Source organism: Streptomyces sp. NPDC050416 (assembly GCF_044458845.1).
Lineage (GTDB): Bacteria > Actinomycetota > Actinomycetes > Streptomycetales > Streptomycetaceae > Streptomyces.
Genome location: NZ_JBITII010000005.1, coordinates 377,995 through 394,255, shown reverse-complemented (window position 1 = coordinate 394,255; position 16,261 = coordinate 377,995). Strand labels below are relative to the sequence as shown.

Here is a 16,261-nt window from a genome sequence, read left to right as displayed (position 1 = left end):
ATGGCGACCACGCAGACCGAGAGCACGTCGACCACGTACTCGACCACCTCGGGCGGCACCCTCGCCTCCACCGTCCCGGTCGGCGCGGTGTACGCCGAGGGCTCCGCCCTGGACTGGGGGGCGAGCCTGGTGGAGGGCGCCGTCGTCCTGGACGAGGAGGTGGCCCCCAACGCGCCCTGGTCGGCGGTGGTGAAGGAGGGACACGTCCTGACCATCGTCGACGTCGGCGGCAACCAGTCGGCCGACTGCCTGCTCTACAAGGCCGACGACCCCGAGGAGCGCTACAGCGTCCCCGACACCCTGGCCTGGCAGAGCAACGCCTATGTGCGCACCGGAACGGTGCTGCGCAGCAACGAGGGCCGCCCGCTGATGACCGTCGTCGCCAACGAGATCGACCGGCAGGACACCATCGGCGGCGCCTGCGGCAAGGAGTCCAACACCCTGCGCTACGGCCACCACGTGATGTTCCATCACGGCTGCCGCGAGAACTTCCTCGCCGAGGCCGGCCGGCGCGGTCTGGGGGTGCGGGACATCGTCTCCAACCTCAACTGGTTCATGAACGTGCCCATTGAGGCGGACGGCGCGCTGGGCATCGTGGACGGCATGTCCGCGCCCGGCCGCCGGGTCGCGGTGCGCGCCGAGACGGACGTCCTGGTGATGGTGTCCAACTGCCCGCAGATGAACAACCCCTGCAACGACTTCAACCCGACCCCGCTGCGGATGATCGTCGTCGACCCGCACAGCGCCGGCAGCCCGGCGAGTCCCGTCGCGGAAAGGGCCGGGTCCGCAACCACCCCGGAGGACGCCGCGTGAGTCGCCCCACCGCTGTCCTCGTCGCCAACCGCGGTGAGATAGCCCGCCGAGTCATCCGCACCGCCCGGAAGATGGGCCTGGGCACCGTCGCCGTCTTCTCCGACGCCGACCGGGCCGCCCCGCACGTCCGCGAGGCCGACCACGCCGTCCACCTGGGACCGGCGCCCGCACGCGACTCGTATCTGCGCGGCGACGCGATCATCGAGGCCGCGCTCACCCATGGCGCCGGAATCATTCACCCGGGCTACGGCTTCCTCTCCGAGAACGCCGCCTTCGCCCGTGCCGTGGAGGAGGCCGGCCTGCGTTTCGCGGGCCCGACCGCCGACCAGATCACCGCCTTCGGTGAGAAGCACACCGCCCGCGCCCTGGCCAAGGCGGCCGGAGTTCCGCTGCTGGCCGGGACGGAGCTGCTCGCGAGCGCCGAGGAGGCCGTCGCCGCGGCCGAGTCGATCGGGCTGCCCGTGATGGTCAAGGCCACGGGCGGTGGCGGCGGTATTGGCATGCGGGCCTGCGCCACCACCGACGAGGTGCGCCAGGCCTTCGCCGCCGTGGCGGCGCTCGCGGCGTCCAACTTCGGGTCGGCCGGGGTGTTCCTGGAGCGCCTGGTGCGCCCGGCCCGCCATGTCGAGGTGCAGGTCTTCGGCGACGGCACCGGCCGGATCGCCGTGTTCGGCGACCGCGACTGTTCGCTGCAGCGCCGCAACCAGAAGGTGATCGAGGAGGCCCCGGCTCCGGCCCTGCCCGGCCATGTCCGCGAGTTGCTGCGGGACTCGTCGCACCGGTTGCTCGCCTCGATCGGCTACCGCGGCGCGGGGACCGTGGAGTTCGTCTACGACCCGGTGCGTGAGGAGGCCGCCTTTCTGGAGGTCAATACCCGGCTCCAGGTCGAGCACCCGGTGACCGAGGAGGCGTACGGCGTCGACCTCGTCGCACTCATGCTCACCCTGGCCCGCGACGGCAGGGTCGACGACGCGGTGTTCGAGCGGGAGTGGACGCCCACCGGACATGCCGTGGAGGCCCGTGTCTACGCCGAGGACCCCGGCAAGGACTCGGCGCCCTCCCCGGGCCTGATCACCCGGGCGGCCTTCCCCGGCCAGGGCGCCGACGAGATGCCCGGCGTCCGCGTCGACGGCTACGCCGAGACCGGCCTGGAGGTGTCGCCGTACTACGACCCCATGCTCGCCAAGGTGATCGCCAAGGGCCCCGACCGCGACACCGCGTTCGACGTGCTCGGCCGGGCCCTGGCCGCCAGCCGGGTCGACGGCGTCGTCACCAACCTGGGCCTGCTGCGCTCGCTGGCCGTGCGGGACGAGGTGCGCGGGGCCGTGCACAGCACCAGCACCCTCGCCACCACCGCCGACCCCGAGCCGCGCATCGACGTCCTGGTGCCGGGAGCGATGACCACCGTCCAGGACCTTCCCGGCCGGCTGGGCCACTGGCATGTCGGCGTGCCACCGAGCGGGCCCTTCGATCCCGTCTCCTTCGCCGAGGCCAACCTGGCCGTCGGCAACCCGGCCGGGGCGCCCGCGCTCGAGGTCACCGCGGGCGGGCTGACCCTGCGCTTCTCGGCCGCCTGCGTGGTCGCCGTCACCGGCGCCCCCGTCCCGGTCACGGTGGACGCCACCGCGGCGGCCCTGTGGGAGCCGGTGCCGGTCCCGGCCGGTGGCACCCTGGTCCTCGGCGCCTGCCACGGCCCCGGCTTGCGCAGCTATGTGGCCGTCCGGGGCGGCCTCGACGTACCCGAATACCTGGGCAGCGCCTCGACCTTCACCCTCGGCGGCTTCGGCGGGCACGGCGGGCGTGCCCTGCTCGCCGGAGATGTCCTGCGGCCGGGGGCCGGAGCAATCGCCGGTGGCGGCCCGACCCCGCCCGAGCGCCGGCCCGCAATTCTCTCCCACTGGCGGATCGGTGTCACCGAAGGCCCGCACGCGGCACCCGAGTTCTTCACCCGCGAGGACATCGACACCCTCTACGCCACCGACTACCGGGTGCACCACAACTCGGCCCGCACCGGTATCCGACTGATCGGGCCCAAACCCCAGTGGGCCCGCCAGGACGGTGGCGAGGCCGGGTTGCACCCCTCCAACATCCACGACACGCCGTACGCGGTGGGCGCCCTCGACTTCACCGGCGACACGCCGATCATCCTGGGCCCCGACGGGCCGTCCCTCGGCGGTTTCGTCTGCCCCGCGGTGGTCGCCAGCGGCGAACTGTGGAAGCTGGGCCAGCTCCGCCCCGGCGACACCGTCCGCTTCGTACCGGTCAGGGAAGCCGAGGCCGCCGCCCTGGACGCCCGCCGTGCCTCACCAGCGCTGATCAGCGCGGGCGGAGACGGTGACGACGGCATACTCGGCCGTCTGGAGGCCACCGACGACCGCCCCAGCGTCACCTACCGCCGGGCCGGCGACGACAACGTCCTCGTCGAGTACGGCCCCATGGTGCTCGACCTCGGCCTGCGGATGCGCGTGCACGCCCTGCAGGAGGCCCTCGCCGCGCACGCGCCCGACGGGATCATCGACGTCACCCCGGGCATCCGCTCACTGCAGATCCACACCGACGCCCGCCGGCTGAAGGCCGGCGACCTCACCGCCCTGCTGCGTGAACTGGAGGACGAAGTCGCGCCCACCAGCGAGCTGGTGGTCCCCTCCCGCACGGTGCGGCTGCCACTGAGCTGGGACGATCCGGCGACCCGGCTCGCCATCGAGCGGTACATGGCGGGCGTGCGCGACGACGCCCCCTGGTGCCCGTGGAACATCGAGTTCATCCGCCGCGTCAACGGCCTGGACACCGCCGACGACGTCTACCGCACCGTCTTCGACGCCTCCTACCTGGTGCTCGGCCTCGGCGACGTCTATCTCGGCGCCCCCGTCGCCACCCCGCTCGACCCGCGGCACCGCCTGGTGACCACCAAGTACAACCCGGCACGCACCTGGACCGCGGAGAACTCCGTGGGCATCGGCGGCGCCTATCTGTGCATCTACGGCATGGAGGGTCCCGGCGGCTACCAGTTCGTCGGCCGCACGGTGCAGATCTGGAACCGGTTCCGCAAGGGCGGACTGTTCGAGGACTCGCCGTGGGCGCTGCGCTTCTTCGACCGCATCGAGTGGTATCCCGTCACCGCGGAGGAACTGCTCGAACTGCGCGCCGAGACCGACGCCGGCCGCGGCGCCTGCCAGACGGAGGAGGGGGTTTTCTCGATCGCCGAGTACGACGCCTTCCTGTCCGCCGAGGCCGACTCGATCGCCGCGTTCCGCGAACGGCAGAACGCCGCGTTCGAGGCCGAGAAGGAGCGCTGGCGGGCCGCCGGCGAGTTCGACCGGGACGACGATCCCGGACCCGCGGCCGCGAGTGCCGCCGCGGTCACCGTCCCGGATGGCGCGGTCCCGGTCACCGCGCCGTTCACCGCCACCGTCTGGCAGACCGTCGCCGAGCCGGGCGCCGTCGTCGCCGAGGGTGACCCGATCCTCTCCCTGGAGGCGATGAAGATGGAGTCGAAGGTGAGCGCCCCCGCCGCCGGCACGCTGGAGATCTACGTCAAGCCCGGTGAACAGGTCGCCCCCGGCCAGGTCCTCGCGGCGGTGAGGGCATGAGCGCCATGACACCGGCCGCACGCGTCGAGGCCGCCTACGACCGCATCGAGAGCGCCGGCCGGCCCGAGATCTGGATCCACCTCAGGCCTCGCGAGGAGGTGCTCGCCGAGGCGGCCGGGATCGACCCGGCGCTGCCGCTGGCCGGCCTGGTCGCGGCCGTCAAGGACAACATCGACGTGGCCGGCCTGCCCACGACCGCGGGCGCCCCGTCGTACGCCTACCGGCCGGGGGCCGACTCGCCCGCGGTGGCGCGGCTGCGCGCGGCCGGCGCCGTGGTGCTCGGGAAGACCAACCTGGACCAGTTCGCCACCGGCCTGGTCGGCACCCGCAGCCCCTACGGCGTGGTCCGCAACGCCTGGGACACGACCCGCATCTCCGGCGGGTCGTCCTCAGGCTCCGCCGTAGCGGTCGCGTTGGGCATCGCCGACATCGCGCTCGGCACCGACACGGCCGGTTCCGGACGGGTGCCCGCCGCCCTCAACGGCATCGTCGGGGTCAAGCCCACCAAGGGCCTGGTGCCCGTGACCGGGGTGGTCCCCGCCTGCGACACCCTCGACTGCGTGACCGTCTTCGCCCGCGACCTGCGGCTCGCCCGCATCGCCGCGGAGATCGCCGAGGGCCCCGACCCGGCCGACCCGCTCTCCCGCACCGGCCCCCAACTCCCGCCGCCACCCGCGCGCCCCAGAGTCGCCGTCCCGGCTCCAGAGCATCTGGAAGGCATGGCCGAAGGCTGGCGCGAGGCCTTCGGCGCCGCGGTCGCCCGCCTGGCGAGCACCGGAACGGAAATCGTCGAGGTCGACATCACTCCGCTGCTTCAGGCCGCAGAACTGCTGTACGGCGGCGCGTTCGTCGCCGCGCGGTACGCCGCCGTGGGCGAGCACCTGGAGAAGCACCGCGACCTGATCGGCACGGACCTGGACCCCACCGTCGCCGCCATCGTGCTGGCCGGCCGGGAGAAGACCGCCGCCGACTGGGTCGCGGACACCGCCCGGCTCGCCGCCCTCGGCGCCGCCGGACGCGCGGCCCTCGACGGCTGCGCGGCGCTCCTGACCCCGACCACCACCTGGCACCCCACCCTCGACGAGGTGGCGGCCGATCCGGTCGGTGCCAATGCCCGGATGGGGCGCTTCACCAACTTCGCCAACCTGCTGGACTACGCCTCGCTCGCCGTTGCCGCCGGGTTCGTGGACGGCCTGCCGTTCGGCGTGATGTTCACCGGCCCGGCGTTCTCCGACCGTGCCCTGGCCGTCCTGGCGGAGCGGCTCGCCGACCCGGGGCTCGACCTGTTCGTGGTGGGCGCCCACCTCACGGGACAGCCGCTCAACGCCCAGTTGGTGCAGACGGGCGGCACGCTGGTGGGCCCGGCGCGCACCGCAGGCGGCTACCGGCTGTACGCCCTGGCCACCGAACCGCCCAAGCCGGGCCTGGTCCGGGTGCCCGAGGGAGGGCAGGACGCCGGGCCGGGCCGGGGCAAGGGAGCGGACGGCGGGGCGGGACGAGGTATCGAGGGCGAGATCTGGCGGCTGCCGGCTTCGGGGTTCGGGGCGTTCACCGCCGCCGTTCCCGCGCCGATGACCATCGGCACCGTCGAGTTGGCCGACGGGCAGCAGGTCAGCGGCTTCCTCGTGGAGCCGTACGCCGTCGAAGGCGCGCCCGACATCACCCACTTCGGCGGCTGGCGGGCCTACACCGCGTCCGCGTGACCGTCGGGCGAGAGGGCCGAGCCCCCAGTGCCGAGCACGGCAGAGGTCCGCCACCCAGGTGGCAGGATGGAACCATGTCGATCACGCGTCCCCGCCAGGGCAGGCCCCGGCACACGCCGCCGTCCGACCCTGGAACCTCGGCCCGGGAACAGATCCTCGACGCCGCCGGGGCGCTCTTCGTCGAACGCGGGATCGCCAGCACCAGCACCCGGATGATCGCCGAACGCGTGGGCATCAGGCAGGCCTCGCTCTACTACCACTTCGCCACCAAGGAGGAGATCCTCGCCGAGCTGCTGGCCACCTCCGTGCGGCCCAGTCTGCAGATGGTGGAGCGGATCCAGGCACTGGTCCCCGAGCGGGCGACTCCGGCCGCGGCGCTCTACGCGGTGGCCGCGATGGACGTACACACCCTCAGCCGCACTCCGTACAACATCGGCACCCTCTATCTGCTCCCGGAGGTGCGGACCGAGCGGTTCGACGCCTTCCGGGCCGAGCGGGGCCGGCTGCAGGAGAGCTACGGCACCCTCGGCGCCCTGGCGGCGGCCGATGGTGTCGCCCGCTCACTGCCCGCCGAGCGGCTCGGCGAACTGCTGATCCAGTTGGTGGAGGTCGTCATCCAGATACGGCGTTCCCGTGAGCCGGAAGCGGCCGACACGGAAGTCATCGCGTCGTCGTGCCTGCGGCTGTGCGGGCTCGGCGAGCCGGAGGTGGCCGCCGCCAGGGACGAGTCACAGGTCCTGCTGAGCCGCTTGGAATGATGGCTCCGGCGTGTAACAGCTGCCTGACTCCAGGCAGATTCCCTTGTGCGGTCCGGTGCTGACCGGCATAGCCCTCCGACCGTCTCCGGGCCGCGCGTACTGCATGGCGGTCGACGCCGGTCGACGCCCGCGCGCCGCTCCGCCGGCATGCGGTCCACGTTCAAACGTGCGGCGACGCCGACCGCCTCGGGGGGATGCCGCGCGTTCAGCGGGGTGATCCGGGACGCGTCCGCCTGTGTCCGGGTGGCCTCCGTCGCAGCGGCGGCTCGCAGGGCTCCCTGAATTACTTCGGCCCGCCCTACAACCCTCGGTGTCCCCCGTGAGTCTCCCTAGAGCCTCCCCCCGCTTCATTTCGCAAATGCCATCCGGCATTTGGCACACTCGGAGCGTTCATAGTGATAACCGGCATCAACGGCGTACGTATCCGCAGAGCCGCAGCTGTCGCCGGCGCCGGCGCGCTGCTCGCGGGCGGCGCCCTGACCGCGCCCGCGCAGGCGGCGACCGCGCCCTCGGTCAGCGCCAAAGGCGCGTTCATGCTCAACAGCGCGACGGGCTCCACGCTGTACAGCAAGTACGCCGACACCAAGCGGCCCATGGCGAGCACCACCAAGATCATGACGGCTCGTGTCGTGCTGAGCACCCCCGACCTGAACCTCGACCGGAAGGTCACCATCAAGCAGGCTTACCGGGACTACGTCACCGCCAAGGGCGCGAGCACCGCGGATCTCAAGACCGGCGACAAGGTCACCATCCGCCAGTTGCTCCATGCGATGCTGCTGCCGTCCGGCTGCGACGCCGCGATGGCCCTCGCGGACACGTTCGGCACCGGTACGACCGTCTCGGCGCGGACCAAGTCGTTCATCAGCAAGATGAACGCCAAGGCGGACACCCTCGGCCTGACCAACACGCACTTCGACTCGTTCGACGGCAACTCGACGCAGAACACGAACTACACGACGCCGCGCGACCTCGCCAAGCTCGCGCGCAGCGCGATGAAGTACTCGACGTTCGCGGGCATCGTGAAGAAGCCGAAGACGGTCCAGTACGCGACGACCAGCACCGGCGGCACCCGCACGTACACCTGGTACAACACCAACCAGCTGCTGGGCTCATACAGCGGCGCGATCGGGGTGAAGACGGGTACCAACACGCCGTCCGGCCCCTGCCTCGTCTTCGCCGCGACCCGCAACGAGAAGACGGTCATCGGCGTGCTCCTCAACGACCAGTACCGCTACACGGACGCCGCCAAGTTGCTGGACTACGCCTTCGGCACCAGCTCGGCGAGCACCATGCGGCTGCGCACCCTGCCGACGGGCGCACAGAGAGACTGACCTGGGCTGACGGCAGTGTTCACCGTGGGGGCCGGCCCCCACGGTGAACGGGGCCGGCCGGTCGCCGGTCTGCTGAGTGACTATTTCTCCCAGATCCTGCGGTATGCCTCGCGGTAGCCCTCCGAGTCCCAGGACAGTGCGCCGCCGCTGGTGGCGGCGGTGGTGACGTGGACGGGGGCGACGTATCCGCTGGCCGGCTTGCCGGCGAAGGCACGGTTGAACTCGTCGATGATCTGCCAGCCCTGTTCGGACAGCGGTTCCGGCACGGTGGCGGCCTGGAACTCCTTGCTGTTGATGCGTTGGAAGGCCGAGGGGTCGCCGTCACCGGCTCCGATGTTGTGCGGGGCACCGTCGCCCTGCCTGCCTGCGGCACGCAGGGCGGGGGCCGCGTGGTCGAAGTACAGGTCGTTGATGGCGGCGGAGTGGGTCCACCTGTCGCCGAAGCGGGAGGCCAGGGAGGCGACCCTCTTGGTGGTGAGGCTGCCCGCCTGCGGGATGGGGACGTTCTCGTAGCTCAGCAGTTTGACGCCGGAGCAGGTGGCGAGTTCCTTCTTGATCAGATCCGACTTGCGCTTGGCGAAGGGGATCGAGGCGTCGGTGAACAGGACGACGCCCGCGCGACCGTTGGACCGGGCGATGATCCAATCGGCGCTGATCTCCGCGACTTCCTCGACCCTGGTGGTGATGTTGCTGAACAGCTTGGGATTCTCGCTGGGGCCGGGAGCCGCGACGGCGTGCCAGCCGATCAGCGGGATGCCGTCCGCGTTCGCCTGCTCGACCTGTGCGGTGATGGAGGTGGGATCGAAACCGCCGATGACGATGCCGTCGGGTTCGAGGGCCAGGGCCTCGGCGAAGGCGGCCTTGATTCCGGCGGGCGTGCCCTGGCCGTTGAGGGTGCGCACGCGCCAGTCGATGATGCCGGCGGCTTCCTGGACGCCCTTGGCGACGCCCGCCACGCCGGGATTGGTCAGGGTCTGGGCGATGTAAACGATGGTCTTGCCGGGGACGGCTCGGGGCCCGCTGGTCGGCCCGGACCAGGGGGCATTGACGTCCTCGGCCGTCTTGACGGCCCGCTTGGCCTCGGCGAGGGCGGTGGGGCATCCGGGGCTGGACGAGCCGCCGGGGGAGGCGGCGACGGATCCGCCGGTGGTGGAGGCGCTCTCGCAGCCGGTGGTGAGGGTGATGGCGGCCGAGGCGAGGAGGGCTGTGGCCGTCACGGCCGCCTTGCGGGTGGGGTGCACGGGGGGTCTCCAACACGGTTCGAGAGAGGGCATGGCCGGGTGGGGAGGCGGGGCGTGGGTCGGCGACGGTTCCCGCGCGTGGTCACAGTCGTGAGGATCAGGCCGGCGACGGGAGGAGAGGACCGCGAGGCCGGTGGGCGACGATGTCCGGCGGTGGCCCGGGTGGCGCCGGGCGGCGGCGCGTGCCCGAGCCGAGGGGCGCGTTCGACTGGCCGGTCCGCGCCAACGTCCGCACTGAGCACCGTGGATCGATCAGCGGTGTGCCGTACGACGGGCGCCTCACCGGGCGAAGCATTGCACTCGGGAGATACTTCGCAAACATTCCGTCATTGATTCTTTATGACCCAAACTTTGTCATGTCATGGTAAAAGCGGTACTCTCGCCCAGCTGGTTCCAGACACCTGGCGCGATCTCATCGTTCCTATCAGCGACGAAGACCGCGAAAGTGTCACGTCCGGTGCCGACCGGTCGGCGGTCCGTGAGCACGGCGTCCCCGTCACCGCTCAGCAACACATCGAAGGAGGCCCGGGTGTCCGCCACCACAGGGAACCCACCGCACGCGCCGGACCCGCCCAGGCATGCCCGCCGGACTCCGCGGTTTCGCCGCAGGGCGGCGACCGTTCTCGACCGGTGGCCCTTCCGGCGTAAGCTCAACGTCCTGGTGATCGCGCCCATCGCGGTCGTCGGTGTACTGCTCGGAGTCGGCGCCTACGGCCAGGTGCAGCAGGCCCGGGACGCGGGCCGGGTTGCGGACCTGGTTCGTGACAGTGAACAAGTCGCGCGGCTCATCACCGACGTGCAGGCCGAGCACCGGCAGGCGCTCCTGCTCTCCGTGCAGTACGACTCGGCCCGCCCCGGAGCCCCACTGCCGCCGACCTCCGACTACCGACGGGCACAGCGGAGCACCGACGCGCAAGCCGCCGCCGTGCGTTCGGCGTTCGCCTCCGGCCTGCCGCCTGAGGAGGCGCAGGCCCTCGACTACATCCGCGGCCTCGGTGTCCTGCGCGAGAAGCTCGAACGGGGCTATGTCCCCGCCGCCAACATCGACCCGGCGTACGCCTCCGCTGTCGAGTACCTGATCGACGGCATCGGCCTGGGGCGCTACTCCGGCGCCTCGTCGTCCTCGGTCGTGACCATCCTGGACACGGTGCTGCGCGCCGACGCCTCGCACGCGGCCTTCGAGAGCGCCGTGTTCTCCGCCCAGACCAGGGACGCCAACGCCCTCACCGAGTACAGCCGGGCGGTCGGCGCCCGCAAGCTCTACGACCACCAGTTGGACCGGTTCGAGCGCATCGCCACACCCGCGCAGGTCCTGCGCATGGACGGCATGCGGCGCAGTGCCGAACGGTACGGTGTCGAAGCCCGGTTCGCGGAGCTCCAGATCGATCCCGGGGCCCTGCAGGGCCGGACGCCGACGCAGCTGCGCAAGGCGATCGCCGATGGGACCCGGCAGTCCGAAGCCCGACTCGGCCTCACCAGGTCGCTGATCGAGCAGACCGCCGCCCGGGCCGACGCCGTCTCCGCGGATGCCTTGCGGAACGCCGTCTACCTGCTCGCTCTGACCCTGCTCGGCTTCGCCGCCTGGCTGACCTTCTGCGTCCTGATCCGGCGTTCGGTCGTGCGTCCCCTGGAAGCCCTGACCCGCTCCGCCCAGGAGGTCGTCGACGTGGCGGGCGAGGAACTCGCCCGGGTCTCCGACGACGAGTCCGCCGACAGCACCCCCCTGCGACCGAGGTCGATCCCGGTCCCGGTCCGTGACGAGATCGGCGAACTGGCCGAGGCGTTCAACCAGGTTCAGGTCACCGCCGCCCAGCTGCTGGAGCGGCAGGTGCTCAGCCGGCGCAACGTCGCCGAGATGTTCGGCAACGTCGGCCGACGGGTAAGCAATCTGACGACTCGTCAGCTCATGCTGATCGACGCCGTCGAACGCGAGGAGACCGACCCCGAACTGCTGGAACGGCTGTACAGCATCGACCACATCGCCGTACGCCTCCAGCGCAACGCCGACAGCCTGATGCTGCTCGCCGGAATCAGGGAGACCGGCGCGGAGGCCTGGCCGACCCCCCTGGCCAACGTCATCAGGGCGTCGCTCGGCCAGATCGAGGGCTACCAGCGGGTGTCTCTGCGGCCCGAGACGGAGGTCACGGTCGTGCCCGACATCGTCGGTGACCTGACGCTGATGCTCGCCGAACTGCTGGAGAACGCGGTCGCTTTCTCGCCCTCCCATACGCCCGTCGAGGTGGCCGTCCGCCCCGGGACCGACGTCACCGAGGACGGCGGGGCGCTGATCGAGGTCATCGACCACGGCCTCGGCATGAGCGCGGAGCGCCTCGCCGAGGAGAACGCCCGGCTCGTGCGCCGGGAACGGCTCGACCTCGTGCCGACCAGGGTGCTCGGCCTCTTCGCGGTCGGCAGTCTTGCCCGGCGGTGGGGCGTGCGCGTGTCGCTGAGCCGCACGCCGGGCGGCGGGGTCACCGCAACCGTCTGGATTCCCGCCTCGCTCCTGCTGACCATGAGTCCCGAGGACCGCGCGGACGCCGAGCAGCTCCTGGACGCCGATCAGCCCGCGGACGTCGAGCAGCCCGTGGGCACGGGCCCGATCGGAGCCGTGGCGGCGTTCCCGGTGAGGACCGGGCAGGAGACCGCCGCGCCCGCGCCGTCGCCCGTACCGGTCTCCGGCGCCGGGGCCACCGGGCGGTCGGCGGCCCCCTCGTCGCACGACGCGCTTCCCCGGCGCCGCCCGGCGCGCGCCACCGCGGGACCGGCCATCACGGAGCGGACCATCACGGAACGGACCGTGGAGGACGCCGGCGGGCAGCGGTCGGCGACCTCGGGCGAACGGCGTGCCGCAGAGGACTCACGGCCCCTGCGGCGGCGGGTACGGGGCGCGACACTCGCCACGACCTCGTCGCGGGGAGACCGGGGGGCGCCGACCGTGCGGCAGCCCGCCGACGCCGAGGCCGTCCGCTCGGAGCTCGACGAGTTCGAGGCGGCCGTACGCAGGGCGGAGCGGGACAGTGCTCATGCCCGGACAGAACCAGCACCATCGCACCATCAGCAATCCGAGAAGGAGTCCGGCAGTGACCACGTCGACAGCTGACAGCAGTTCCGAGCGGCCGGAACCCACCGATCTGCGCGCCGCCGCGGCCGATTTCACCTGGCTGCTGGACCGGTTCGCCACGGAGACCGCCGGCGTGGTCGACGCCATCGCCGTGTCGTCCGACGGCCTGCTGATCGCCGTCTCCCAACTGCGTGAGCACGCCGACTCCGAGCGGCTCGCCGCGATCGTGTCCGGCCTGACGAGTCTCGCCGCGGGCGCCTCCGGCAACTACGGGCTCGGCAGCCTCAACAAGGTCATCATCGATCTGGAGGGCGGCCATGTGCTGGTGTCGGCCATCGGCTGCGGCGCCGTCCTCGGAGTGGTGACCTCCAAGGAGGCGAAGCTCGGCAACATCGCCTACGAGATGACTCTCTTCGCCAACCGGGCCGGGACCGCGCTCACCCCCCAGCTGGTGCTGGAGCTGAAGAACAGTGTCGGCGCGGCCCCGGCCGGCTGACCGTCCCCCGCCCGGGGCACGGGTACAGGCACTTCGGAAAGGGAGCGTGATGGCCGTCGGCGGACCACCACACGACGCAGCGGGGCACGCCGGGGGCTCGCCGGACCCGGCCGTCGGCCGCGCCCCCGCGATCCGGCCGTTCCTGCTGACCGCAGGCCGGGTGTCGGGGGGCGGCGCGGCGTTGCCGATCCCGGTCGAGACCCAGCTGGTGTCGACCTCGGCCGGGCTCGCCGTCCTGCACTCGCTCACCTTCGAACATCACGACATCATCGCGGCCTGCCGGCGGCCGCAGTCGGTGGCGGAACTGGCCGCCGGGCTGCGACTGCACCTCAACGTGGTCCGCGTGCTGGCCGAGGACCTGCGTGCCGCAGGACATCTGGCGGTCCACCGGCCGAACGCCGGGACCGCCCAGGATCTCTCCGTACTGCGAAGGGTTATCGATGGTCTTCGTGCCGTCCCCGACTCACGGGGGACACTCCGTGACACCAGTTGAACAGCCGCCGACGCCGGTCAAACTGGTCATCGCCGGCGGCTTCGGCGTCGGCAAGACGACGACCGTGGGCTCGATCTCCGAGATACGGCCGCTCACCACGGAGGCCGCGATCACCGAGGTCGCGGCAGGAGTGGACGATCTCACGCACACTCCGGGCAAGACCACCACCACGGTCGCCATGGACTTCGGCTGCATCACCATCGACCCGACGCTCAAGCTGTACTTGTTCGGCACCCCGGGCCAGGACCGGTTCGGCTTCATGTGGGACGACCTGGTGGAGGGCGCCCTCGGCGGTCTGGTGATCGTGGACACCCGCCGACTGGACGACTGCTACGCGGCGGTGGACTACTTCGAGCACAAGGACGTCCCTTTCGCGGTCGCCGTCAACGCCTTCGACGGGGAGGTCGAGCACGACCTCGACGAGGTGCGGTGGGCACTGGACATCGCCGAGCACGTTCCGCTGATCGTCTTCGACGCACGGAAGACGGGCTCGGTCCGCGATGCGCTGCTGGTCGTATTGGAAGTCGCCCTGGCCCGGGCCGAAGCCGCCGCGGCGCCCTGAACGTGAACGCGCCCGGTGGAGTTGTGGATGGCGACCACGCACGCCACGGCTATCACCATGACGGAGACCTACCGGTCCTGTGCTCCGCGCACCGCTGGACTCCCCACCGTACGGTGGGGAGTGACCACACTGTCCCCGGACAAGCCCGTCCCCGGGCGGCCGAGGCAGACGACGGGCAGGCCCCCGGTGTGATGCGCCTTGAGACGGGAGTGGTCGGCACCGACAGACGGCACGACCACCAGGTGACACTGAGCAACCGTGTGCGGATGCCGTCGGGGCAATGGAGCGCGCTGCGACGCGGGTCGGCCAGCACCGAATCAGCACGCCACGAACCCCGTGCTGGTTCCGTGCTGACTACGAGGGCCGGAATAATAGAAGACCGCAGGTCCTAGCCTCGAACGAATGAGTTGTCGTACCACTCGATGGTGGTGCCGATGAGGCTGGCGGTCACGATGCGTTTGAGGCTGGCGGGGGGTGGGGGAGCGGTCGCGGGGGTGGACATCGGCACCACTTCCTGGCGGTTGGCGGGGACGGATTCGTGTCGCCATACCGTAGGAATGCGCAGGTCAGACGCACATGTGGCGGGGCAACATAGTTCGAGGGTTGGCTATGCGTGTGGCCACCATGCCGACTCATGGAAAGGCGGATCAGGAGGTCGACGGGGGGCGAAACGAGCGCCGCCCGGGACGCCTAGTCCAGGGCGAATTCGACGGTGCGGTGCTGACTCCCGTGCTGGGTGCGGCCCCTGTGCTCTCTCGTGGTGGCAGGGGTGGGGCCTACTCGTCGTATGGCATCAGCCACGCGCGACATTCAGCGTCGGCCGGACCTTAACGAACCGGCGATCTCACCGGCCAATGTGCTCTTCTCGCTGCGCGTGGAGTGCCTGCTGTGACCGACTTTTCGCCGTATTGGCGGGCTCCGGTCCTCGCCGGTTTCCGACTGAACGAGACCGGGGATGCCCAGCCCAGGTCGACGGCGGGGCGTTGGACCCGTCGCTGGGTTTCGTCGCGCCTGGCGCTGAGGAAGGTGAGGGTGAGGTCGATGGTTTCCGTCTCGCCGACTCAGGCGTAGAGGCGTGGGGTGCTTTCCTCTCTCAGTGTGGCTCTGTCTGAGCTCGCCTCGTACGCGCAGAAACAGGACTCCTTAACGCTTCCTGGCAGCCGAGGGTGCGGAGCTCGATGTCGGGCTGGCAGTGGGTGCAGGCGGGCAGTCCGGAGACCGGGAACCGACGGGCTTCGTCGCGGTCTACGGGGCGGCCGCGGTCGCCGGCGTGGACCTGGACGGGCGAGCGTCCGGTGCCGATGCCGAGTTGGACGATCCACTCCGGCCTTGTGGGCCGGATGCGCCGATCGTGTTCGTGCTCGGCGTCCTGACGCTGGGGATCGGCGATCTTGTTGTCGGTGCGGGCCAGCCACATCGTGTGCCGCGCCCCCAGGGTGAGCAGTCGCTCCAGTGTCAGGTGGCAGGTCGTCGAACACGTTCCGTCCCGGGGCTCTTGCCGCGTCGAGCCGCACCCTCGGTCAATTCGAATTGACAGGCTGTCGGAGGAGCCCTAGCGGCAGATCCTGGAGCAACTCGCGGAGCTCTCCTCGGTGGTGGAAATCCTGCCCGGAGTTGCGGATCCGGGACATGCCTGTGGGTCCCGGATGCATCCGGAACCCACAGGCATGTTGCTGTGTGGCGGGTTACCAGCGATACCAGCGGCCCTTGCGGCCGCCCGTGTCCGCTGAGCGCATGACGAAGCCCAGCAGCCAGACGACCAGCACGATGACGGCGATCCACCACAATGCCTTCAGCGCGAAGCCCGCGCCGAAGAGGATCAGAGCCAGCAGAAGAACGAGAAGCAGGGGAACCATAGTTATCAACCTCCGTCGCTCCTCGTGCCCGGCCCATGCAAGAACACACGGTCGATTTCCCTGGTTTCTCCACTGTTCTTGCGGGCACTGAACCCGGATTCTCCACAGTGTTCACCTCACCGCCGGGCCGGTGGGCGGCTGTCGGTTCAGTCGAGTCCCAGGCGGCGAGGCCGCAGGTACCGGCAGTCCATGACACGGCCGACGCCTTCCGTCGGCGCACGATCGACTGCTGAGCGGCGAGTTCTTCGTGCTGCGCTGACGACGCCACGCACGCCCGCCTGGAACGGGAGAACGCGCAGCTGCGGCATGCATCGACTCCCACGCGACAGTGGACCAGGCCATCGGGGTGCTCACCGC

At 71.1% G+C, this 16,261-nt stretch carries 12 protein-coding genes; 9 read left to right on the top strand and 3 right to left on the bottom strand.

Annotated elements, in window-relative coordinates; genetic code table 11:
- The 5 genes from ACIBL4_RS18440 (at nt 1) to ACIBL4_RS18420 (ending at nt 8,195) form a co-directional block, all read left to right on the top strand.
- Nucleotides 1–813: an urea amidolyase associated protein UAAP2 gene (locus ACIBL4_RS18440; protein WP_399411202.1), complete on the top strand. Its 813-nt coding sequence runs from the start codon at nt 1–3 to the stop codon at nt 811–813.
- On the top strand, nt 810–4,403 hold the full coding sequence (uca, locus tag ACIBL4_RS18435; RefSeq protein WP_399411200.1) for an urea carboxylase: 3,594 nt from the start codon (nt 810–812) through the stop codon (nt 4,401–4,403). The genes ACIBL4_RS18440 and uca overlap by 4 nt, the downstream gene beginning before the upstream one ends.
- A gap of 5 nt (nt 4,404–4,408) precedes the next feature.
- Nucleotides 4,409–6,106 carry an allophanate hydrolase gene (locus ACIBL4_RS18430; RefSeq protein ID WP_399411577.1) on the top strand — a complete coding sequence of 566 codons (1,698 nt, stop codon included), beginning with the start codon at nt 4,409–4,411 and terminating at the stop codon, nt 6,104–6,106.
- 74 nt (nt 6,107–6,180) lie between these two features.
- On the top strand, nt 6,181–6,864 hold the full coding sequence (locus ACIBL4_RS18425) for a TetR/AcrR family transcriptional regulator (RefSeq protein WP_399411198.1): 684 nt from the start codon (nt 6,181–6,183) through the stop codon (nt 6,862–6,864).
- A 395-nt stretch (nt 6,865–7,259) separates the two neighbouring features.
- Nucleotides 7,260–8,195: a D-alanyl-D-alanine carboxypeptidase family protein gene (locus tag ACIBL4_RS18420; RefSeq protein ID WP_399411196.1), complete on the top strand. Its 936-nt coding sequence runs from the start codon at nt 7,260–7,262 to the stop codon at nt 8,193–8,195.
- Between the two features lie 80 nt (nt 8,196–8,275).
- Here the strand turns inward: ACIBL4_RS18420 and ACIBL4_RS18415 are convergent, their stop codons facing one another.
- Nucleotides 8,276–9,436, bottom strand: coding sequence for a substrate-binding domain-containing protein (locus ACIBL4_RS18415; RefSeq protein ID WP_399411194.1), 1,161 nt, complete (start codon nt 9,434–9,436; stop codon nt 8,276–8,278).
- Between the two features lie 529 nt (nt 9,437–9,965).
- On the opposite strand from ACIBL4_RS18415, the gene ACIBL4_RS18410 reads away from it, so the two are divergent.
- The 4 genes from ACIBL4_RS18410 to ACIBL4_RS18395 are packed head-to-tail and all read left to right on the top strand — an operon-like array spanning nt 9,966 to nt 14,048.
- Complete coding sequence (locus tag ACIBL4_RS18410) at nt 9,966–12,536, top strand: ATP-binding protein (RefSeq protein ID WP_399411192.1); 2,571 nt, start codon at nt 9,966–9,968, stop codon at nt 12,534–12,536.
- Nucleotides 12,517–12,993 carry a roadblock/LC7 domain-containing protein gene (locus ACIBL4_RS18405; RefSeq protein WP_399411190.1) on the top strand — a complete coding sequence of 159 codons (477 nt, stop codon included), beginning with the start codon at nt 12,517–12,519 and terminating at the stop codon, nt 12,991–12,993. The genes ACIBL4_RS18410 and ACIBL4_RS18405 overlap by 20 nt, the downstream gene beginning before the upstream one ends.
- Before the next feature lie 49 nt (nt 12,994–13,042).
- Complete coding sequence (locus tag ACIBL4_RS18400; protein ID WP_399411188.1) at nt 13,043–13,486, top strand: DUF742 domain-containing protein; 444 nt, start codon at nt 13,043–13,045, stop codon at nt 13,484–13,486.
- Nucleotides 13,434–14,048 (top strand): ATP/GTP-binding protein, encoded by a 615-nt coding sequence (locus ACIBL4_RS18395; RefSeq protein WP_184980574.1) that lies wholly within the window; start codon nt 13,434–13,436, stop codon nt 14,046–14,048. Before ACIBL4_RS18400 ends, ACIBL4_RS18395 begins: the two co-directional genes overlap by 53 nt.
- Nucleotides 14,049–15,141: 1,093 nt before the next feature.
- Here ACIBL4_RS18395 and ACIBL4_RS18390 read toward each other — a convergent pair.
- Nucleotides 15,142–15,465 carry a DUF6233 domain-containing protein gene (locus ACIBL4_RS18390; RefSeq protein WP_399411185.1) on the bottom strand — a complete coding sequence of 108 codons (324 nt, stop codon included), beginning with the start codon at nt 15,463–15,465 and terminating at the stop codon, nt 15,142–15,144.
- A gap of 268 nt (nt 15,466–15,733) precedes the next feature.
- Nucleotides 15,734–15,904 carry a DUF5670 family protein gene (locus tag ACIBL4_RS18385; protein WP_030933194.1) on the bottom strand — a complete coding sequence of 57 codons (171 nt, stop codon included), beginning with the start codon at nt 15,902–15,904 and terminating at the stop codon, nt 15,734–15,736.
- Nucleotides 15,905–16,261: the final 357 nt, after the last annotated feature.

Bases quoted from the DNA above. Each gene is read 5' to 3' on its own strand.
- ACIBL4_RS18385 (WP_030933194.1), bottom strand. From the start codon at position 15,904: ATGGTTCCCCTGCTTCTCGTTCTTCTGCTGGCTCTGATCCTCTTCGGC.
- ACIBL4_RS18425 (WP_399411198.1), top strand. From the start codon at position 6,181: ATGTCGATCACGCGTCCCCGCCAGGGCAGGCCCCGGCACACGCCGCCG.
- ACIBL4_RS18430 (WP_399411577.1), top strand. From the start codon at position 4,409: ATGACACCGGCCGCACGCGTCGAGGCCGCCTACGACCGCATCGAGAGC.
- ACIBL4_RS18390 (WP_399411185.1), bottom strand. From the start codon at position 15,465: ATGTGGCTGGCCCGCACCGACAACAAGATCGCCGATCCCCAGCGTCAG.
- ACIBL4_RS18395 (WP_184980574.1), top strand. From the start codon at position 13,434: ATGGTCTTCGTGCCGTCCCCGACTCACGGGGGACACTCCGTGACACCA.
- ACIBL4_RS18440 (WP_399411202.1), top strand. From the start codon at position 1: ATGGCGACCACGCAGACCGAGAGCACGTCGACCACGTACTCGACCACC.
- ACIBL4_RS18400 (WP_399411188.1), top strand. From the start codon at position 13,043: ATGGCCGTCGGCGGACCACCACACGACGCAGCGGGGCACGCCGGGGGC.